The organism is Pseudomonas sp. OF001 (assembly GCF_904426495.1).
Lineage (GTDB): Bacteria > Pseudomonadota > Gammaproteobacteria > Pseudomonadales > Pseudomonadaceae > Geopseudomonas.
Window position 1 is genome coordinate 1 of the sequence record NZ_CAJGBM010000013.1, and the last position, 19,662, is coordinate 19,662.

At 70.1% G+C, this 19,662-nt stretch carries 17 protein-coding genes; 6 read left to right on the plus strand and 11 right to left on the minus strand.

Going from position 1 to position 19,662, the window contains the following annotated elements:
- Window positions 1-691: cbb3-type cytochrome c oxidase subunit I (locus tag RA210_RS10105; protein WP_201486356.1), on the minus strand; the 691-nt coding region annotated here is incomplete at its 3' end.
- A gap of 117 nt (window positions 692-808) precedes the next feature.
- On the opposite strand from RA210_RS10105, the gene RA210_RS10110 reads away from it, so the two are divergent.
- Window positions 809-1,462 (plus strand): alpha/beta family hydrolase, encoded by a 654-nt coding sequence (locus RA210_RS10110; protein ID WP_236574698.1) that lies wholly within the window; start codon window positions 809-811, stop codon window positions 1,460-1,462.
- A gap of 15 nt (window positions 1,463-1,477) precedes the next feature.
- Here RA210_RS10110 and acnA read toward each other — a convergent pair whose 3' ends face one another.
- Window positions 1,478-4,150 carry an aconitate hydratase AcnA gene (gene acnA, locus RA210_RS10115; RefSeq protein WP_201486358.1) on the minus strand — a complete coding sequence of 891 codons (2,673 nt, stop codon included), beginning with the start codon at window positions 4,148-4,150 and terminating at the stop codon, window positions 1,478-1,480.
- A gap of 145 nt (window positions 4,151-4,295) precedes the next feature.
- Here acnA and tusA point away from each other — a divergent pair, with 145 nt between their 5' ends.
- Complete coding sequence (gene tusA, locus RA210_RS10120) at window positions 4,296-4,535, plus strand: sulfurtransferase TusA (protein WP_136490118.1); 240 nt, start codon at window positions 4,296-4,298, stop codon at window positions 4,533-4,535.
- A gap of 6 nt (window positions 4,536-4,541) precedes the next feature.
- Here tusA and RA210_RS10125 read toward each other — a convergent pair whose 3' ends face one another.
- Window positions 4,542-5,927: an MATE family efflux transporter gene (locus RA210_RS10125; protein ID WP_201486359.1), complete on the minus strand. Its 1,386-nt coding sequence runs from the start codon at window positions 5,925-5,927 to the stop codon at window positions 4,542-4,544.
- A gap of 120 nt (window positions 5,928-6,047) precedes the next feature.
- Between RA210_RS10125 and pdxB the strand changes: the two genes are divergently transcribed.
- Entirely contained in the window at window positions 6,048-7,190 is a 1,143-nt protein-coding gene (pdxB, locus tag RA210_RS10130) for a 4-phosphoerythronate dehydrogenase PdxB (RefSeq protein ID WP_201486360.1), read from the plus strand.
- On the opposite strand, the gene RA210_RS10135 is transcribed toward pdxB, so the two are convergent.
- Together RA210_RS10135 and RA210_RS10140 are read right to left on the minus strand one after the other, a co-directional pair.
- Window positions 7,191-7,370 carry a PA1571 family protein gene (locus RA210_RS10135; protein WP_201486361.1) on the minus strand — a complete coding sequence of 60 codons (180 nt, stop codon included), beginning with the start codon at window positions 7,368-7,370 and terminating at the stop codon, window positions 7,191-7,193.
- Between the two features lie 126 nt (window positions 7,371-7,496).
- The gene (locus tag RA210_RS10140) at window positions 7,497-8,231 is read right to left on the minus strand and encodes a phosphoadenylyl-sulfate reductase (protein ID WP_201486362.1); all 735 of its coding nucleotides are present in this window, start codon (window positions 8,229-8,231) and stop codon (window positions 7,497-7,499) included.
- Between the two features lie 223 nt (window positions 8,232-8,454).
- Between RA210_RS10140 and thrH the strand changes: the two genes are divergently transcribed.
- Window positions 8,455-9,072 carry a bifunctional phosphoserine phosphatase/homoserine phosphotransferase ThrH gene (gene thrH, locus RA210_RS10145; protein WP_136490113.1) on the plus strand — a complete coding sequence of 206 codons (618 nt, stop codon included), beginning with the start codon at window positions 8,455-8,457 and terminating at the stop codon, window positions 9,070-9,072.
- 72 nt (window positions 9,073-9,144) lie between these two features.
- Here thrH and RA210_RS10150 read toward each other — a convergent pair whose 3' ends face one another.
- The 4 genes from RA210_RS10150 to RA210_RS10165 are packed head-to-tail and all read right to left on the minus strand — an operon-like array spanning window position 9,145 to window position 15,492.
- Window positions 9,145-9,975: a DUF7281 domain-containing protein gene (locus RA210_RS10150; protein WP_236574699.1), complete on the minus strand. Its 831-nt coding sequence runs from the start codon at window positions 9,973-9,975 to the stop codon at window positions 9,145-9,147.
- A complete protein-coding gene (locus tag RA210_RS10155) occupies window positions 9,963-11,180 on the minus strand; it encodes a phosphoenolpyruvate carboxylase (protein WP_201486363.1) in 1,218 nt (405 codons plus the stop codon). The genes RA210_RS10150 and RA210_RS10155 overlap by 13 nt, the downstream gene beginning before the upstream one ends.
- Window positions 11,177-11,818, minus strand: a complete 642-nt coding sequence (locus tag RA210_RS10160; protein ID WP_136490099.1) for a hypothetical protein — start codon at window positions 11,816-11,818, stop codon at window positions 11,177-11,179. Before RA210_RS10160 ends, RA210_RS10155 begins: the two co-directional genes overlap by 4 nt.
- Window positions 11,818-15,492 (minus strand): ATP-binding protein, encoded by a 3,675-nt coding sequence (locus RA210_RS10165; protein WP_201486364.1) that lies wholly within the window; start codon window positions 15,490-15,492, stop codon window positions 11,818-11,820. Before RA210_RS10165 ends, RA210_RS10160 begins: the two co-directional genes overlap by 1 nt.
- 160 nt (window positions 15,493-15,652) lie before the next feature.
- Here RA210_RS10165 and msrP point away from each other — a divergent pair, with 160 nt between their 5' ends.
- Both msrP and msrQ read left to right on the plus strand, forming a co-directional pair.
- Complete coding sequence (gene msrP / locus RA210_RS10170; RefSeq protein WP_201486365.1) at window positions 15,653-16,660, plus strand: protein-methionine-sulfoxide reductase catalytic subunit MsrP; 1,008 nt, start codon at window positions 15,653-15,655, stop codon at window positions 16,658-16,660.
- A 2-nt stretch (window positions 16,661-16,662) separates the two neighbouring features.
- Window positions 16,663-17,262, plus strand: a complete 600-nt coding sequence (msrQ, locus tag RA210_RS10175) for a protein-methionine-sulfoxide reductase heme-binding subunit MsrQ (RefSeq protein WP_201486366.1) — start codon at window positions 16,663-16,665, stop codon at window positions 17,260-17,262.
- Here the strand turns inward: msrQ and pabB are convergent.
- Together pabB and RA210_RS10185 are read right to left on the minus strand one after the other, a co-directional pair.
- On the minus strand, window positions 17,246-18,595 hold the full coding sequence (gene pabB / locus RA210_RS10180) for an aminodeoxychorismate synthase component I (protein ID WP_201486367.1): 1,350 nt from the start codon (window positions 18,593-18,595) through the stop codon (window positions 17,246-17,248). The two genes, msrQ and pabB, sit on opposite strands and share 17 nt — an antisense overlap.
- Window positions 18,596-18,654: 59 nt before the next feature.
- The gene (locus RA210_RS10185) at window positions 18,655-19,560 is read right to left on the minus strand and encodes a LysR family transcriptional regulator (protein WP_136490094.1); all 906 of its coding nucleotides are present in this window, start codon (window positions 19,558-19,560) and stop codon (window positions 18,655-18,657) included.
- Window positions 19,561-19,662 lie beyond the last annotated feature (102 nt).

The following is a 19,662-nucleotide window of genomic DNA, read 5'->3' on the forward strand; positions in this document are numbered from 1 at the left end:
CCTGCTTGGGCACGAAGTAGTACATCATGCCGAGGAAGCCGGTGGTCAGGAAGAAGCCCACGGCGTTGTGGCCGTACCACCACTGCACCATGGCGTCGGTGGCGCCGCTGTACAGCGAGTAGGACTTCAGCAGGCCGACCGGCAGCTCCAGGTTGTTGACGATGTGCAGCATCGCCGTCACCAGGATGAAGGCGCCGAAGAACCAGTTGCCCACGTAGATGTGCTTGGTCTTGCGCTGCATGACGGTGCCGAAGAACACCACCGCGTAGGCGACCCACACCACGGCGATCAGGATGTCGATCGGCCACTCCAGCTCGGCGTACTCCTTGGAGGAGGTGTAGCCCAGCGGCAGGGTGATGGCTGCGAGCAGAATCACCAGCTGCCAGCCCCAGAACACGAAGCTGGCCAGCGGACCACCGAACAGGCGGGTCTGGCAGGTGCGCTGCACCGAATAGAACGAGGTGGCGAACAGGGCGCAACCGCCGAACGCGAAGATCACCGCGTTGGTGTGCAACGGTCGCAGGCGACCGAAGCTGGTCCACGGCAGGTCGAAGTTCAGACCCGGCCAGACCAGTTGCGCGGCGATGAAGACGCCAGCCGCCATGCCGACGATCCCCCAGATCACCGTCATGACGGCGAACTGGCGGACCACCTTGTAGTTATAAGCAGTCCTTGTGTTTTCTGTGCTCATTTTCGAGGTTCCACGACTAATGGGCTTGATCGGAAAAAGATCAGCATCAGCATGGATAAACTGCCTCGGATAGATGTTGATACAAATCAAGGCCCTAGGGGGCGTGAGGTCTTTTGCATGGAAAATTCCGAACTTTTGTGCTCCGGCCCGGTCACCGGCGCCCTTGGGCACCTGATCCTGGCCCATGGCGCGGGGGCGCCGATGGACAGTCCGTTCATGCACGAGATGGCCGCGCGCCTGGGCGAGCTGGGCGTGCGCGTGGTGCGCTTCGAGTTCCCCTACATGGCCAGCCGCCGCCAGGGCGGCGGCAAGCGCCCGCCCAATCCGCAGGCCCAACTGCTCGACTGCTGGCGCGCGGTCTGGCGTGCGGTGAACGCACGCGAACCGGGCGCCTGGGCGATCGGCGGCAAGTCGATGGGCGGGCGCATGGCCAGCCTGCTGGCCGACGAACTGGGGGCGGCCGGGCTGGTCTGCCTGGGCTACCCCTTCCATGCCGCCGGCAAGCCGGAGCGGCCGCGGGTCGAGCACCTGGCCGGCCTGCGGACGCTGACCCTGATCGTGCAGGGCGAACGCGACGCCCTGGGCAACCGCGAGCGGGTGGCCGGCTATGCGCTGGCGCCGGCCATCCGCCTGCTCTGGCTGGAGGCGGCCGATCACGACCTCAAGCCGCTCAAGGCCTCCGGCTTCAGCCACGCGCAGCACCTGCAGCGCGCCGCGGAGGCGGTCGCCGCTTTCCTGGCCGCGCAGGGCGGAGCGGGCGGCAGCTCGTAGACCCGCCGCCGAGGTTCAGTCCGCCAGCAGGTGCCGTAGCACGTGGTGGAGGATGCCGCCGGCCTTGAAGTAGTCGACCTCCAGGGCGGTGTCGACGCGGCACAGCGCCTCGATGCGCTCCTCGGTGCCGTCGCTGCGGCGGATCTCCACGATCAGCTTCTGCCGCGGCCTGAGGCCGCCGGCCAGACCGCGGATGGCCAGCCGCTCGCTGCCGTTGAGGGCCAGGCTCTGGCGGTTCTGCCCGGGCAGGAACTGCAGCGGCAGCACGCCCATGCCGACCAGGTTGGTGCGGTGGATGCGCTCGAAGCTCTCGGCGATCACCGCGCGGATGCCCAGCAGGCGGGTGCCCTTGGCCGCCCAGTCGCGCGAGGAGCCGGTGCCGTACTCCTTGCCGGCGATCACCACCAGCGGCACGCCTTCGCCCTGGTAGCGCATGGCGGCGTCGTAGATCGACAGCCTGTCGCCGGAGGGCTGGTGCAGGGTGTTGCCGCCCTCCTCGCCGCCGAGCATCTCGTTCCTGATGCGGATGTTGGCGAAGGTGCCGCGCATCATCACCTCGTGGTTGCCGCGTCGCGCGCCGTAGGAGTTGAAGTCGGCCGGCGCCACGCCGAGCCCCTGCAGGTACAGGCCGGCCGGCGAGCTGGGCTTGATGCTGCCGGCCGGCGAGATGTGGTCGGTGGTGATCGAGTCGCCGAACAGGGCGAGGATGCGCGCCTGCTCGATGTCGGCCAGCGCGGCCGGCGGCTGGTCGATGCCGGCGAAGAACGGCGGGTGCTTGATGTAGGTGGAGACCGGGTCCCAGGCATAGGTGGCGCCGCCGCTCACCGCGATCGCCTGCCAGGCGGTGTCGCCGCCGAACACGTCGGCATAGCGGTTGCGGAACATGCCGCCGTCCACCGCGGCGACCGCCGCCGCCACCGCGGCGTCGCTCGGCCAGATGTCCCTGAGGTACACCGGCTGGCCGTCGCTGCCGCTGCCCAGCGGCTCGCGGGTCAGGTCGATGCGCGTGGTGCCGGCCAGGGCGAAGGCCACCACCAGCGGCGGCGAGGCCAGCCAGTTGGCCTTGACCTGCGGATGCACGCGGCCCTCGAAGTTGCGGTTGCCGGACAGCACCGAGCTGACGATCAGGTCGTTGGCGTTGACGCAGTCGGCGATGGCCGGCGGCAGCGGCCCCGAGTTGCCGATGCAGGTGGTGCAGCCGTAGCCGACCAGGTTGAAGCCCAGCTGATCCAGGTAAGGCGTCAGGCCGGCCTTGGCCAGGTAGTCGGTGACCACCTTGGAGCCCGGCGCCAGCGACGACTTGACCCAGGGGCGGCGACTCAGGCCGCGCTCCACCGCGTTCCTGGCCAGCAGCCCGGCGGCCATCAGCACGCTGGGGTTGGAGGTGTTGGTGCAGGAGGTGATGGCGGCGATCACCACGTCGCCGTGGTGCAGGGCGTAGGGTTCGCCGGCGACCGCGAAGTCGCTGTCCAGCTCGGCCTGGCGTCCGCCGAGCTCGAGCAGCAGGTCGAACTGGGCGCGGATGTCCTCCAGGGCGACGCGGTCCTGTGGCCGCTTCGGCCCGGCCAGCGAAGGCTGCACGCTGGCGAGATTCAGCGCCAGGCTGTCGCTGAAGGTCGGTTCGTCACCGGCCTGGCGCCACAGGCCCTGGGCCTTGCAGTAGGCCTCGACCAGGGCGATGCGCGCCGGATCGCGGCCGGACAGGTGCAGGTAGTCGAGGGTGATCGCATCGACGGGGAAGAAGCCGCAGGTGGCGCCGTACTCCGGGGCCATGTTGGCGATGGTGGCGCGGTCGGCCAGTGGCAGGTGGTCGAGGCCGGGGCCGTAGAACTCGACGAACTTGCCCACCACGCCGCGCTTTCTCAGCTGTTCGGTGACGGTCAGCACCAGGTCGGTGGCGGTCACCCCCTCGCGCAGCTTGCCGGACAGGCGCACGCCGACCACCTCGGGGATCAGCATCGACAGCGGCTGGCCGAGCATCACCGCCTCGGCCTCGATGCCGCCGACGCCCCAGCCGAGCACGCCCAGGCCGTTGATCATGGTGGTGTGCGAGTCGGTGCCGACTAGGGTGTCGGGGTAGGCCAGGGTTTCGCCGCCCTCGTCGCTGCTCCACACCACCTGGGCCAGGTACTCGAGGTTGACCTGGTGGCAGATGCCGGTGCCCGGCGGCACCACGCGGAAGTTGGCGAAGGCCTGCTGCCCCCAGCGCAGGAAGGCGTAGCGCTCGTGGTTGCGCTGCATCTCGATGGCCACGTTGTCGGCGAAGGCGCTGGGATCGGCGAAGCGGTCGACCATCACCGAGTGGTCGATCACCAGGTCCACCGGGGCCAGCGGGTTGATCTTCTGCGGATCGCCGCCGGCGCCGGCCATGGCGTCACGCATGGCGGCCAGGTCGACCACGCCCGGCACGCCGGTGAAGTCCTGCATCAGCACCCGCGCCGGGCGGAACTGGATCTCCCGCTCCGAGCTGCGCCTCTTCAGCCACTCCACCACCGCCCGGCAGTCGGCGGCGCTGACGCTGCGGCCGTCTTCGCTGCGCAGCAGGTTCTCCAGCAGTACCTTGAGCGATATGGGCAGCTGGCGCAGGTCGCCGAGCTGACGGGCCGCCTCGGGCAGGCTGTAATAGTGGTAGGTGCGGCCGTCGACCTCGAGCTGACGGCGGCAGGCGAAACTGTCCGGATGGGGCATGGCGGTGTCCTCCAGTCGGGCCGGGCGGCGGGAAGCCGACGCGGGACTCGATCCACAAGCCTAGACCGCCCGCCGCCAGGCTGCTGCGCGGTTGGCCGCGGAGCCGCTTTGCGCGACAATGCCGGCCTGTCCAGCGGAGTCCCCCATGTCCCAGCAACCCGACGCCATCCTCGACGCCACCGGTCTGAGCTGCCCCGAGCCGGTGATGCTGCTGCACAACAAGGTGCGCGACCTGCCCGCCGGCGGCCTGCTCAAGGTGATCGCCACCGATCCCTCGACCTGGCGCGACATCCCCAAGTTCTGCCTGTTCCTCGGCCATGAGCTGCTCGAGCAGCAGCAGGACGCCGGCACCTACCTGTACTGGATCCGCAAGAAGCTCGACTGAGGGAGGCTATGCCCGCACGGCGCGCCGGCCGATGCGCTGCAGGCGTACGCCGAGCAGCACGGCGGCGCAGGTCAGTCCCACCACCAGCCCCTGCCACAGGCCCTGCGGCCCGCTGGGTACACCCAGCCAGTCGCTGAGTCCGAGGCCGTAGCCGATCGGCAGGCCGATGCCCCAGTAGGCCAGCAGGGTGATCAGCATGGTCGCCCGGGTGTCCTGGTAGCCGCGCAGGGCACCGGCGGCGGTGACCTGGATGGCGTCGGAGAACTGGAACAGCGCCGAATACACCAGCAGCGCGCTGGCCACCGCCAGCACCTCGGCATCCGGGGTGTACAGGCGGGCGATGTCCTCGCGCAGCAGCAGCATCAGGCTGGCCGAGACGCAGGCGTAGGCCAGCGCGGTGGCCATCGCCACCCCCGCCGAGAAGCGCGCCGCGCGCGGCGCACCGCGGCCCAGCGCCTGGCCGACCCGCACCGTGGCGGCCATCGCCAGCGAGTAGGGGATCATGAACACCATCGAGGAGAAGTTCAGGGCGATCTGGTGGCCGGCCACCACGCTGGCGCCGAGGCTGCCGATCAGCAGGGCGATCACCGAGAAGATGCTTGCCTCGGCGAAGATGGCGATGCCGATCGGCAGGCCGATGGCCAGCAGGTCGCGAATCGCCGGCCACTGCGGCGCCTCGAGGTGCGCGAACAGCCGGCTCGAGCGGTACACCGGCGCCCAGCGCACCCACCACAGCATCGCGCCGAGCATGAACCACATGACCAGCGCGGTGGCCCAGCCGCAGCCGACGCCGCCCATGGTCGGCAGGCCGAGCTTGCCGTGGATGAAGATGTAGTTGGCCGGAATGTTCAGCAGCAGGCCGAGGATGCCGATCACCATGCTCGGCCGGGTGCTGCCCAGGCCGTCGCTGAAGCCGCGCAGCACCTGATACAGCGCCAGCGCCGGGAAGCCGACCGCCACCGCCTGCAGGTAGCCCATGGCAGTGGCGCGCAGGGAGTCCTCCACCCCCATCCGCGCCAGCACCGGCTCGGCGCCGAACAGCAGCAGGGTGGCGAGCAGGCCGATGCCCAGCGCCAGCCACAGGGCCTGGCGCACCAGCGGGCCGATCAGCGCATGGCTGCCGGCACCGACCTTGCGCGCCACCTTGGCGGTGGTGGCCATCAGGATGCCGTTCATCAGCAGCAGCACCGGAATCCAGATCGAGTTGCCCAGCGCCACCGCGGCCAGGTCGCGCGGGCTGACCCGCCCGGCCATCAGGGTATCGACGAAGCCCATGGCGGTGTTGGCCAGCTGGGCGATGATGATCGGCCCGGCGAGGGCGAGCAGGGCCTTGACTTCGTGGAGGGTACGGCGGGCAGGGGAGAGCGCGGGGGGAGCGGGCAGGGCGGACATGACGGGCCTCGAAAAGCAGGCGGCCAGTCTAGGCCATGCACCGCAATGGGGCCAGCGCGCGGCTGCCGCCGGCCGGGCCATCTGCGCTAAAGTTGGACAAATTTCCTGACGGACACCCCCATGCGCCTGCTGGCCGACGAAAACATCCCCCTGCTCGACCCCTTCTTCGCGTCCTTCGGCGAGATCCGCCGCCTGCCGGGGCGCGGCATCGACCGTGCCGCCGTCATGGACGCCGACGCGCTGCTGGTGCGCTCGGTGACCCGTGTCGACCGCGCACTGCTGGAGGGCAGCCCGGTCAGGTTCGTCGGCACCTGCACCATCGGCACCGACCATCTGGACCTGGCGTACTTCGCCGAGGCGGGCATCGCCTGGTCCAGCGCCCCGGGCTGCAACGCCCGCGGCGTGGTGGAGTACGTGCTCGGCGCGCTGCTGGCGCTGGCCGAGCGCCACGGCGCCGAGCTGGCCGCGCGCACCTATGGCGTGGTCGGCGCCGGCCAGGTCGGCGGCCGGCTGGTCGAGCTGCTGCGCGGCCTGGGCTGGCAGGTGCTGGTCTGCGACCCACCGCGCCAGGCCGCCGAGGGCGGCGACTTCGTCGCGCTGGAGGAGATCATCCGCCGCTGCGACGTGATCAGCCTGCACACCCCGCTGACCCGCGAGGGCGGCGATGCCACCTGGCACCTGCTGGATGGCGCACGCCTCAACAGCCTCAAGCCCGGCTGCTGGCTGATCAACGCCAGCCGCGGCGCGGTGGTCGACAACGCCGCGCTCAAGGCGCACCTCGCCGGCGGCGTCGATCTGGAGGTGGTGCTGGATGTCTGGGAGGGCGAGCCGCTGGTGGATGCCGAGCTGGCGCCGCTGTGCCGGCTGGCCACCCCGCACATCGCCGGCTACAGCCTGGACGGCAAGCTGCGCGGCACCGAGCAGATCTACCAGGCGTTCTGCGCCTGGCGCGGCGAGCCGGCGAGCGTGCGCCTGGCCGAGCTGCTGCCGACGCCCTGGCTGGGCGAGATGGTGCTGCACGAGTCGGCCGATCCGGCCTGGGCGCTGGCCACCCTGTGTCGCGCGGTGTACGACCCGCGCCGCGACGATGCCGATTTCCGCCGCAGCCTCCTCGGCGTTGCCGAGGCGAGGCGCGCCGGCTTCGATGCGCTGCGCAAGCACTACCCGATGCGCCGCGAGCTGCCCGAGCTGCGGGTGCGGGTGGAAGGGGAGGGGCAGGAACTGCGCCGCCAGCTGGCGGCGCTGGGCGTGCAGCTGGTCTGATCAGCCGAACAGGCGGCGACGTGGCTGGCTGTCCTTCTCCAGCTGGCGGCAGGCCTGCAGGATCATCTGCTCGGTGATCGGGATCTCGCGGCCCTGGGCGTCGATGATCGCGCCCAGGTGCAGGTGGCGCAGCTTCCGTGCGGTCTGGATGGGGTTGGCTTGCGGTTGTTCGCGATGCATGGCGGTCTCTCCTGATCTGCCGATGCCCGGCAGTCTAGAGCGCCCAGGTTAACGCCGGGTTACAGCGGCCCGGAAACGCCAAGGCCCGGACGCAGCGCGTCCGGGCCTTGTTGATTGCACCCTGACTCAGTTCCTGGCGATCAGGTTGCCGGCGTGCAGGCCGCATTCCTTGTGGGTGGCTTCCTCCCACCACCAGCGCCCCTCGCGCTCGTGCTGGTTGGGCAGCACCGGGCGGGTGCAGGGCTCGCAGCCGATGCTGATGTAGCCCTGCTCGTGCAGCGGGTTGTAGGGGATCTCCAGCATGCGGATGTAGCCCCACACTTCCTCGCTGCTCATGTTGGCCAGCGGGTTGAACTTGTACAGCGGCTTGTCGGGCGTGGAGAAGGCGCCGTCCAGCTCGAGCACCGCCACCTGGCTGCGGGTGCCGGGACTCTGGTCGCGGCGCTGGCCGGTGGCCCAGGCGCTGACGCCGGCCAGCTTGCGCTTGAGCGGCTCGATCTTGCGGATGCCGCAGCACTCGCCGTGGCCGTCCTTGTAGAAGCTGAACAGGCCCTTCTCGCGTACCAGCGGCTCGAGCAGGCGCGGATCGGGGGAGAGCACCTCGATCTTGATGCCGTAGTGCTCGCGGACCTGCTCGATGAAGCGGTAGGTCTGCGCGTGCAGGCGGCCGGTATCCAGGCTGAACACCCTGACGTTCTTGTTCAGCTTCCAGGCCATGTCCACCAGCACCACGTCCTCGGCGCCACTGAAGGAGATCCACAGGTCGTCGCCGAAGTGCTCGAAGGCGAGCTTGAGCACCTCCTGCGGGGATTTGTCGGCGTAGGCGGCCGCCAGGGCGGCAACATCGAGGGTCTGGCTCATCGGGATGTCCGGTAGATTCGTGGGTAAGGCGTGGCAGCGATGGTACCAGCAAGCTGTTTATGCGATGAAATAACCAAATGCCGCTATTCACCTAACCATGTGGAATATGTGGCGCCGGTTCGGGCGAATTTCTGTCGCGCGCCTCCCTGCGCCGCGTTGCGCCCCGCCGGGCAAGCGGCTAGAGTGCCGCCTCAATTTCTGTCTGTTCATCGAGGAGTCTGCTGTGGAAATCGCCTGCCTTGATCTCGAGGGCGTACTGGTCCCGGAAATCTGGATCGCCTTCGCCGAAAAAACCGGAATCGACGCGCTCAAGGCGACTACCCGCGACATTCCCGACTACGACGTGCTGATGAAGCAGCGCCTGCGCATCCTCGACGAGCACGGCCTCAAGCTGCGCGACATCCAGGAAGTGATCGCCACCCTCAAGCCGCTGGACGGCGCGGTGGAGTTCGTCGACTGGCTGCGCGAGCGCTTCCAGGTGATCATCCTCTCCGACACCTTCTACGAGTTCTCCCAGCCGCTGATGCGCCAGCTCGGCTTCCCGACCCTGCTGTGCCACAAGCTGGTCACCGACGAGACCGACCGCGTGGTGGACTACCAGCTGCGCCAGAAGGATCCCAAGCGCCAGTCGGTGATCGCCCTGAAGAGCCTGTACTACCGCGTGATCGCCGCCGGCGACTCCTACAACGACACCACCATGCTCAGCGAGGCCCACGCCGGCATCCTGTTCCATGCCCCGGACAACGTGATCCGCGAGTTCCCGCAGTTCCCGGCGGTGCACACCTACGAGGACCTCAAGCAGGAGTTCCTCAAGGCGTCCAGCCGCAAGCTCAGCCTGTAAGCGCTGCGTCGAACGTCAAAGCGAGGCCCGCCCAGTGCGGGCCTCGCTGTTTCCGGGGGAGGGAAGCGGCGCTCAGGCCCGCAGCGGCACCAGGCGCAGGTGCGCACCCAGCGCCAGCATGTGCTGCTGCTTGATGCTGACCCGCTGCCCCTTCATTTCCTCCCATACGGCCCGCCAGCCGCCCAGCTCGGCTTCCTCCAGCTGGCGTGCCTGGCGGAACTGGCGGTCGAAGTGGGCTCGGCTGCCGCAAGCCAGCAGTGCCTCGTCCAGCTCAGGCAACAGCAGTGCATCGGCGCGCGGCAGGCTGGCGGCGATGGCCAGGCCGGCCGGGTCGTAGTCGGGGAAGACCACCACCGGCGTGGCCGCCGGCAGCCGTTCCAGCAACTGGCGGGCGCCGCGGGCCAGGCCGCGGTGGCCGCGGTAGACGATCAGGCTGCCGGCCAGTTCGGCCGCTGCCGGGTAGTCCTCCCAGTCGTCGAAGCTGTCGAGGTTCTCGATCAGCACCAGCCGGGCGATGGCCGCGGTGTCCAGTTGCGGCAGCGCCACGCGCAGGCTGAGGCCGCGGGCGAGGGCCGGCAGCGGCGCGGGCAGGGCGCCCTTGACCAGCACGAAGTCGTCGTCGGGGCGGCGGCGGGCGATCTTCTCGTCGACGGCGCGCGCGGCGACCTCGCGGCGGCTGCCGTCCGGTACGCCCTCCAGCGGATCGAAGCCCCACTCGTCCCGCGCCAGGCGCTGCAGCAGCCGGCGCGTCTCGACGTCGAAGTGCAGCCACTTGCCCGAGGGGCGGCCCAGCTCGAAATGGACGTGCAGCTGCTGCCAGGTACGGTTGAACTCCACCCGTTCCAGACGCTCGCGCAGCAGGCGGTGCACGGCGTTGTGGTGGCTGCGGCTCAGGCCAGCCACAGCGAGAGGTCCCGCACGATGAAGTTGCCGGAAAACACCGGGTGCGGCTCGCCGTCGGGGGCGAGCTGGAAGCAGGCGCGCTGCTCGTCGGGCAGCGCCTCGTAGCCGCCGATCACCTGGTACAGCCAGCTCTCGGGATCGCAGGACAGCTCGTGCTCGCGCCACCAGGTCAGCGCCGACACCGGCTGGCCGCTCTCGATCACCGCGCAGAGGTACTCCTGCACGGCGAGCTGGATGGGGCTCGGCTGCACCTCGAAGCTTTCCACCTCGCCCAGGGTCAGCTCGCCGGCCTCGGCCAGCGGCGCGGCCGGGCGTTCCTCGCGCTGGGCGCGGATCTGCGCGGCGAGGGCGAGCAGCTCGGCCTCCTGGCTGCCGTCGTGAAGGTTGGCCGTCGCCGGGGCGATCAGCGCCTCGGCGAGGTTGAGCAGCTGCGGCATCTCCGGGCGCGCGGTGTGGCTGCCCGGGCGGTAGTCGGGCTGCTGTTCGGCGTGCAGCAGCCAGCCGCGCAGCAGGCGGGTGCGGCCCTGGATCTTGCGGAAGCGGCCGAGCAGTTCGAGCAGGCGAGCCTGCACCACGCCCAGCTCCTGGCAGCAGCCGCTGACCTGGCGCTGCAGGCGGGTGACCAGCAGGCGGCGCAGCTCGCGCAGTTCGCCGGCGGTTTCCGCCAGTTCGCTGAAGTCGATCAGCTCCAGGCCGGCCAGCAGCTCGCTGACCTGGGCCTGGGCCAGCTCGTTCTCGCGGATCTTGGCGCCGAGGCTGCCGACGTAGCCGAACTCGTTGTTGATCCGCCCCCACAGCACGCGGACGCTGTGGCCGAGGCCCTCGCAGAAGCTGTAGACGTGCTCGCGCAGGTCGGCCAGGTAGGCGTCGGCGGCGGCGAAGTCGCCCTGGTGGCGCGCCTCCTTGTAGTGGGCGGCGAGGGTCTTGAAGGTGGCCAGGGTGCTGCCGGTGTTGGCGTCGATCTGCCGGTTGCGGTCGTCGCGCAGGGCCTCCTCGAGCAGGGCGCGCACCACCCGGCGCAGGTGCAGGTCGGCGCCCGGCTCCGGGCGGTAGAGCACGCCGTCCTTGACCAGCCGCTCCTGCACGCCGGGCTCGAGGGCGTCGTCGCCGACCGCACCGGCCAGGTAGGCGTCCATGATGGTCTCGGCGTGGCGGCCCAGCTGGCGCAGGAAACGCACCCCGGCCTGGTGCAGGTTGCCGCTCACAGCAGGCTCCCCTGGCTGGCCAGCTCGGCGCGCTCCTCGAGCGCGAGGCCCTCGGCCTCGTCGATGAAGCGGATCACCTCGTACAGGTAGTCCAGCTTGCCGGTGCCGAGGTAGATCTGCTTCTCCGGGTTGGGGCGCAGCAGGTAGCCGAGTTCGCACAGGCGCTTGAACACCTGCTTGATCTGCGCGTCGACGCTGGAACTGGTCGAGCCGAACAGCCGGTAGTGGCTGATGCGCGCCAGCTGCTCGCGGAACGCCGGGGTGTCCTCGACGATGCTCTGCAGCTCGTTGAGGCGGATCGGGCTGCCCTCGGTGAGCGGCGCGTCCTGGGCGCCGGCCTGCTGGACCAGCAGCAGCCACTCGACCAGCGGAGTGAGGGCGTTGCAGACGTCGCGGAACTGCTGGCCGACCACCCGCCGCTCGGCCTCGCCGAGCTGGCGATAGGCGCAGTAGAACACCTCGGCCTCGCTGCCGGCGCCGACTGCGGCCACGCTGCGGTTGAGGGTGGCCAGGTAGTCGTCGACCTGCTCGCGGTTGGCCGGATTCTTCAAAAAGCGCCAGCCTTCCTCGTCGCTGGTGCGGCAGATGAAGGCGCCCTGCAGCAGGCGCTCGATGACCTTGCCCTTGTTCGACAGCATCAGACGGTTTCCTCGCTCAGGCGGGCTTTCAGGCGTTCGCCGATCACGTCCAGGCGCGGCTTGACCACCTGCAGCCGGCGGCTCTGCTTGTCGACGATGTAGCGGTTCTTGAACAGCGCCAGTACCTCGGAATCCGGGTTGGGGAAGGCACCGAGGATGCGGATGGCGTTGCTGGCGCAGGCGTCGAAGATCTTCTTCACGTTGCTGTGGTGCAGGGTGCCCAGCTCGTCGATCGGCCAGTGGATGGTCGCCGGGGCGCGGCCGCGCAGCAGGCGGGTGAAGGCGAGCAGGAACTTGCAGAGGATCAGGTAGGCCATGCCGTGGCTGGACGACTCGTTGAGCTGGCGGTCGGTGCGGATCACCAGGTCGCTGTTGCCCTCGCGCAGGCGCAGCTCGATCTCCAAGAGGCCGGCGATGCCGCTGGTCAGCGCCGAGCGGCCGAGCACCTCGAGGGCGCGGCGCATGCTGCCGGTGTAGTCCTCGCCGGGCAGATCACTGAAGCCGCTGTCCTCCCATTCGCGGTAGGCGGCGACGAAGGCGCGCAGCTCCGGCCAGAACTCCAGTTCGGTGATCTTCGAGCGGATGGTCACCGCCGAGTTGGACACGCCGTCGAGGAACAGCTCCTCGCCGACCTCGCGGGTGATCCGCGCGCTCTGGCTGGCGATGCGCTGGTCGATGTCGGCCAGCACGGCGAAGTAGTCGAACAGGTCCTTGCCGAAGATCCGCCCCTGCTCGCGCAGCGCGGTGATGCTCTGCGGCACCAGCACGTTGAGCAGCTGGGCCAGCGCTGGCACCAGGCGGCGGTAGTCGAGGGTCGGCACGCCGCGCTCGCTGACCAGGCTGCACTCCTCGCGGCTGCGCTCCCAGGTCTCGGTCAGGCTGGAGCCGGCCTTGCCGGCGATCAGGCTGTCGAAGCGCTCGACGTGCTGCCGGATGGCGGCGAGCAGGTTCTCGCGGCCGTGCAGCAGCTCCTGGGCCAGGCGCAGGCGTTCGTCCAGCTCGCCGGCCGGCGTCTGGCCGTCGCGTGGCAGCTTGAGTTCGCCGAGGCGCTTGATCAGCCCCTTGAGGCTGTCGAGCTGCTCGCCGAGCCGGCCCTGGGCCTGCAGGGCCTCGCGGCGCTGCTGCTCCAGTGCGTCGCGGCGGCTCTTGAAGGCCTGGGTGGCGGTGTCCAGGCGCAGTTTGAGGTCGGTCGCTTCGCGCCTGTGCTCGATCAGATCCTCCTGCAGCTGCGGCTTGCGCTTGAGCCAGGTGAGCGCGTACCACTCATCAAAGCGGTGCACCTCGGCACGCCGCGCCTCGGTGTCGCGGATGCGCTGCTCGCGTTCGCGGATGCCGCTCTTCAGCTGGATCAGCTGCGCCTCGTCGACGCCGCGCGACTTCAGTTCGTTGCGGTACCAGCTCTCGCAGGCGGCCAGCTCGGCTTTGCCCTGGGCGCGCTGCTCCTCCAGCTGGCCGCGCAGCTGGGCCAGGCGCTGCTCCAGGTCGCCGATCACCTGCTGCCAGTGCGCGCTGGTGTCCAGGCGCGCCTCGCGGTGCTGGCTGTCCAGCTCCTCCAGCAGGCTGGCGTGCTCCAGCTTGAGCTGGGCGAGGGCGGCATCCAGGCCGGCGAGCTGCTGGCGCGCGCTCTGGCGGCGCTCGGCCAGCGCGGCGTCGAGGCGCTCCTTGAGCGCAGCGCGTTCCTCCCTGAGGCGCTGGCGGTTGTCCTTGGCGGTCTGCACAGCGGTGCGCGCCAGCACCAGGCGGGTGTTCAGCTCTTCCAGCGCGGCGCCGTGTTCGCCCAGCTGGCTCTCCACCTGCTCCTGCTGGTTGCGGGCGTCCTGCAGGTTGTCGCCGGCCAGTTGCACGCGATGGCGCAGTTCGGCCTCGCCGGCGGCGTGCTCCGGGGTGGCCAGCGCGGCGAGATCGAGCTGCACGCCGTACAGGCTGTCGGCCGGCGCCTCGCTGAGGGCCGGCTTGAGGTCGCTGCGCTGCAGCAGGCTCGGCTCGATCACCTTGCCGAGCTGCTGCTCCCAGCCCGGCTGCTCGCGGCGCAGGAACTCCAGCAGGCTGTGCTGGCCGGGGTAGAGCAGGCGCTCGGCGTCGTCCAGCTCGCGCTGGCGTTCGCCGACCCGGCGGCTGGCCTGGGCGAGCTGCCGGGCAGCCTCCTCGCGCTGGCGCAGCAGCAGGCGCTCCTGCTGCTGCAGGGCGTCGAGCTGCTGGGCGGCGGCGTCGCGCTGCTCCTCGGCCTCCTCCTGGCGGCGGTCGAGAATCTCCAGGCTCAGCGCTTCCTCCTCGCTGTAGGCGAAGCTGGCGATCAGCTGTTCCTGGCGGCTCTTCTCCAGTTCGAGGGCGTGGCGTCGCTCGCGGCTGGCGCTTTCCGCCTCCTGACGGCGGTTGGCGAAGGCGCGGTCGAGCTGGGCGAGGGCCTCGTGTTTGTGCTGGGTGCGCTCGGCCAGTTCGTCGCGCACCCGGCTTTCCTGCTCGTGCAGGCGGTCGACGGCTTCCTGCTGGCGCTCCTGGACGATCTGCTTGCGCTCCAGGTAGGCGTTCTGCACGTCGGCGTGCTGTTCGGTGAGCAGGCGCAGGCGTTCCTTGTGGTTGTCCAGCTCCAGGCGCCAGCCGTCGAGCTTCTCCAGGTCGGCCTTGGCCTGGTCGATGTCGGCGTCGAGGTGCTGCTGGTACTGCTCCTCGATGTGCTGCAGCTGGGTTTCCGCGCTGTCGATGCGTGCCTGTACCTGCGACAGCTCGAGGCTGAGGGCATCGCGCTGGTCCTTCCAGTCGTCCTCCAGCAGCTTGAGTTCGAAGCCGCTCTGCTCGAGTGCCAGGCGCAGCTGCTCCTGGCGGGCGAACAGCAGCGGCTGGTCGGTCTGGAAGGCCTGCAGCAGGCCGGCCAGGCGCGTCTCGCCGGCCTGCAGCTCGGCGAAGTCGTGCTCCAGGCGGGCGAACTGCGGGCGCAGCGCGGCGAAGCCCTGGATCAGTTGGCTGTCGCGGATCCAGTCCTCGACCCGCTGCGGGCTGAGCCCGGTGGTCGGCGGCGCCACGCCGTCCTCCTCGAGGATGGCGGCGACCATCGACTTGACCGTCTCCATCTTGCCCTCGCGCGAGTGCACGGCGCGCACCAGCTTCTCGATGTGGCGCAGGCTGTGCTCGCCGGCGCACAGCGAGAACTGCCGGGCCAGCTGGCGCAGCTCGCCGCGCTGGCTGTCGGCGGCCAGCAGGCTGCGGTCGTTCTGGATGATCGCCCGGTACTGGCGGGTGTTCAGCTGGTTGCTGACCGCCACGCCGCTCTGGCGGAAGTGGCGGCCCAGCTCGGCCATGCTGCGGCAGACCACGACATCGCCCTGGCGGCTCCTGATGTAGTCGTCCAGCTCGAAGGCCTTGTGCGCCAGGCGGTAGTCGACGCCGCGGCCGTCGCTGCTGGCGGCGAGGATGGTCTGGCAGGCCTCGCCGTCCATGCGCTGGTATTCGTAGACGATGAAGCTCTGCTCGGTCGGCAGGTACCAGCGCTCGAAGCTGTCGCGGGTGGCCGGCACCACGCGGCTCGGGTATTCGCCGTAGAACACCGGCACCAGGCGCTGCAGGGTGGTCTTGCCGGAGGCGTTGGTACCGCAGATGTTGGTGTGGTCGTCGACCAGCAGCTCGACCACGCCGGCGAGGTGGGTGTTGATCAGGATGATGCGGTTGAGGCTGGGCATGCAGCTCCCTTGCTGGGCGGCAAAAGCACTGATTTTAGGCATCCGCCGGCGCGGGGGGAATGCTGTTCGTCTCATCGCCGTGATTCGCGGCGGCGGATGCGCGGCCGGGTGGGCTTGGCTACCATCGGCCGGTGATTCTTACTGTTCTTCGGAGTGCCGCATGCTGATCAGACGAAGTTCCCGCGCGGACTGCAAATCCTCGGAAATCACCCCGGAAGCCGTCTACCGCGAGCGGCGGCGCTTCATGGCCGCCAGCGGCGTGCTGCTCGCCGGCAGCCTGCTGCCGGACTGGCTGCTGGCCGGCACGGCGCGCTACGGGCAGGTGCCGGAAGCCGCGGCGCCGGACTGGTTCGCCCGCCAGCTGCAGGGCGTGCGCTGGCAGGACGCGCCGCAAGACGAGGCGCTGACGCCCTGGTCGGCGGCCACCGGCTACAACAACTTCTACGAATTCGGCCCGGACAAGGGCGATCCGGCGGCCAATGCCGGACGGATGTCGACGGCCGACTGGACGGTGCAGGTCGACGGCGAGGTGGCCAGGCCGGGGCGCTATGGCCTGGAGGAGCTGTTCTCCGAACAGACGCTGGAGGAGCGCATCTACCGCCTGCGCTGCGTCGAGGCCTGGTCGATGGTGATCCCCTGGCTGGGCTTTCCGCTGGCCGCGTTGCTGAAGAAGGTGGAGCCGACCGCCAATGCGCGTTACGTGCGCTTCGAGTCGCTGGTCGACGAGCGGGTGATGCCCGGGGTGACCTCCAACTTCGCGCGAATCGACTGGCCCTACGTCGAAGGGTTGCGCCTGGATGAGGCGATGCATCCGCTGACCATCCTGGCGGTCGGCATGTACGGGCGCATCCTGCCCAACCAGAACGGCGCGCCGCTGCGCCTGGTGGTGCCCTGGAAGTACGGCTTCAAGAGCATCAAGTCGATCGTGCGGATCAGCCTGGTGGCCGAGCAACCGGTTACCACCTGGCAGAGCATGGCGCCGCAGGAGTACGGCTTTTACGCCAACGTCAATCCGCAGGTCGACCATCCGCGCTGGAGCCAGGCGCGGGAGCGGCGCCTGCCGAACAGTCTGTTCAGCCCTAACCTGCGGCCGACGCTGATGTTCAACGGCTATGCCGAGGAGGTCGCCGACCTCTACGCCGGCATGGACCTGCGCCGGGAGTACTGAGCATGCTGCTGGCCGTGCGTCTTGCGGTGTTCGCCGCCGCCTTGGCGGTGCCGGGGTTCTGGCTGTATCAGGCGCTGGGCGGGCTGCTCGGTCCCGATCCGGGCAAGGTGCTGCTGGAGCGACTGGGGCAGGGCGCCCTGTGCCTGCTGCTGCTGACCCTGGCGCTGTCGCCGCTGCGCCGCTTGAGCGGCTGGCCCGGCTGGCTGCGCCTGCGGCGCCAGCTCGGCCTGTGGTGCTTCGCCTATGCCTGCCTGCACCTGCTCGCCTGGCTGGCGTTCCTGCTCGGTTTCGACCCGGGCGCGCTGGGCACGGAGCTGGCCGAGCGGCCCTACATCCTGGTCGGCTTCGCCGCCTGGGCGCTGCTCCTGCCGCTGGCGCTGACCTCCAACCGCACCAGCATGCGCCGCCTCGGCGCTGGCTGGCAGCGCCTGCACCGGCTGGTCTACCTGGCCCTCGTGCTGGCCCTGCTGCATTTTCTCTGGGTGGTGCGCTCGGACCTCGGCGAGTGGCTGGTCTATGCGGCGGTGGCGGCGCTGCTGCTGACGCTGCGCTGGCCCTGGCTGCTGGCGCGCCTGAGCGGCGTGTTCAGGCGGGCAGGGTAGCCTGCAGGGTTTCCAGCAGCACGCGGACCTTGGTCTGCGACTCCTCGTACTCGGCCTGCCAGTCGGAGTCGAGGACGATGCCGCCGCCGCCCCAGCAGCTGGCGCGGCCGCCGCGGACCAGCAGGGTGCGGATGCAGATCGAGCTGTCCATCTCGCCGCGGCAGTCGACGTACAGCAGCGAGCCGCAGTAGATCGCGCGGCGGGTCGGCTCCAGCTCGTCGATGATCTGCATGGCGCGGATCTTCGGCGCGCCGGTGATCGAGCCGCCGGGGAAGCCGCCGGCCAGCAGGTCGAAGGCGTCGAGGCCCGCGGCCAGCTCGCCGGTCACGCTGCTCACCAGGTGGTGGACGTTGGGGTAGCTCTCCAGGGCGAACAGCTCGGGCACCTTCACCGAGCCGATTCGGCAGCTGCGCCCCAGGTCGTTGCGCAGCAGGTCGACGATCATCAGGTTCTCGGCGCGGTCCTTGGTGCTGGCCTGCAGCTGCGCCGCCAGCAGCCGGTCCTCCGCTTCGTCGCGTCCGCGCGGGCGGGTGCCCTTGATCGGCCGGGTTTCCACCTGTCCCTGGTGCACGCTGAGAAAGCGCTCCGGCGACAGGCTGACCACGGCGCCGTCGTCCAGCGCCAGGTAGCCGGCGAATGGGGTCGGGCAGGCGTCGCGCAGGCGGGTATAGGCGAGCCACGGGTCGCCCTGGCAGGGCGCCTGGAAGCGCTGGGTGAAGTTGACCTGGTAGCAGTCGCCGGCGCGGATGTAGTCCTGCACCTTGCCGATGGCGGCGCGGTACTGCGCGGCATCGATGGCCGCGGCGAACGGAGCCAGCAGGCGGAAGTCGCCGGCCGGGCCGGCCGCATCGGCCTCGAACAGGGCGATCAGCTCCGCGCGCCGTTCGGCGGCGAGGCTCGGGTGGAACACCAGCTGCGAGGTCCGCCGCACGTGGTCGCTGACCAGCGCCCAGGCGTACAGGCCGAGGGCGGCATCGGGCAGGGCGAGGTCGTCCTCGGCCTGTTCGGGCAGGCGCTCCAGGCGCCGGCCGAAGTCGTAGGCCAGATAGCCGAGCAGCCCGCCGGTGAACGGCAGGTCGATGCCCGCCGGTGCCTCGGCGCGGCCCAGCTGCGCCAGCGCCTCCCGGCAGCGGCCGAGGAAGGCACGGCCGTCCTCGTCGCGGGCGGGGCCGAGGGTCCGTTCGGGCCAGGCGCTGAGCAGGTCGAAGCGGCTGCGCTGGCTGGTCGGCCGGCCGCCGTCGAACAGGCAGGCACCGGGTGCGGCGTGCACGCGGGCGAAACGCGGGCGCGGGTCGGCGTGATAGGGCAGGGGATGGATGACGCAGGTGGGCATGGTGTGGCTCGGAAGAACGCAGGCCGGCGCAATTCTACCCCAGGCCGGGCGTCGGCGGCTCAGCCGCCGGCCGCGGCCGGGGCATCCGCCAGCCGGCTGGACAGGAAGTCGATCAGCACCCGCACGCGGTGGGGCAGGTAGCGGTTGCTCGGCAGCACCGCGTAGATGCCCAGCGGCGGCGGGGCGTAGTCGTCCAGCAGGGTGACCAGCCTTCCCGCGGCGAGCGGCTCGGCGACGATGAAGTCCGGCTGCATGCTGATGCCCAGTCCCTCCACGGCGGCCGCGGCCAGGGCATCGCCGTTGTTGGCCTGCAGACGGAAGGGGAGGTAGAAGGACTCCGGGCGGCCTTCCACCTGGAAGGTCCATGGCCGGTTGTTGGCCTGCGGCGAGTACCCCAGGCAGGCATGGCCGGCGAGCTCGCCGGGGTGCTGCGGCCGGCCATGTTCGGCCAGGTACTGCGGGGCGGCAACGGTGAGCAGGCGGCTGCTGCCGAGCCGGCGCACGATCTCCCCCGGGGCGAGCTGGCCGGTGATGCGGATCGACAGGTCGATGCCTTCCTCGATCAGGTTCAGCTGGCGGTCGCTGAAGTCCATCGCCAGGCGGATCGCCGGGTAGCTGCGGGTGAACTCCAGCAGCAGCGGCGCCAGCCGGCGCAGGCCGAAGCTCAGCGGCAGGCTGATGCGCAACTGGCCGCTGGGCGTCAGGCGCTCCTCCATCACGCCGGCTTCGGCTTCCTCCACCAGGGCGAGAATCGTCCGGCATTTCTCCAGGTAGGCGCTGCCCGCCGAGGTCAGCGACAGGCGCCGGGTGCTGCGCACCATCAGCTTGGCGCCCAGGTGCTCTTCCAGCGCGGCGATCTGGCGGGTGACCACCGAGCGCGCCACGCCGAGCTGGCTGGCCGCCGCGGTGAAGCTGCCCAGCTCGGCCACCCGCGCGAACAGGCTCATGGCCTCGAGTCGGTTCATTGTTGATTCCAATGGCAACAGAGTGTTCTTGATTGTCCTCTATTTGGCATCAGTGTGCGCAGGTAGAGTGACTCCATCGCCAATGACGCAGCGCCAGGCCCC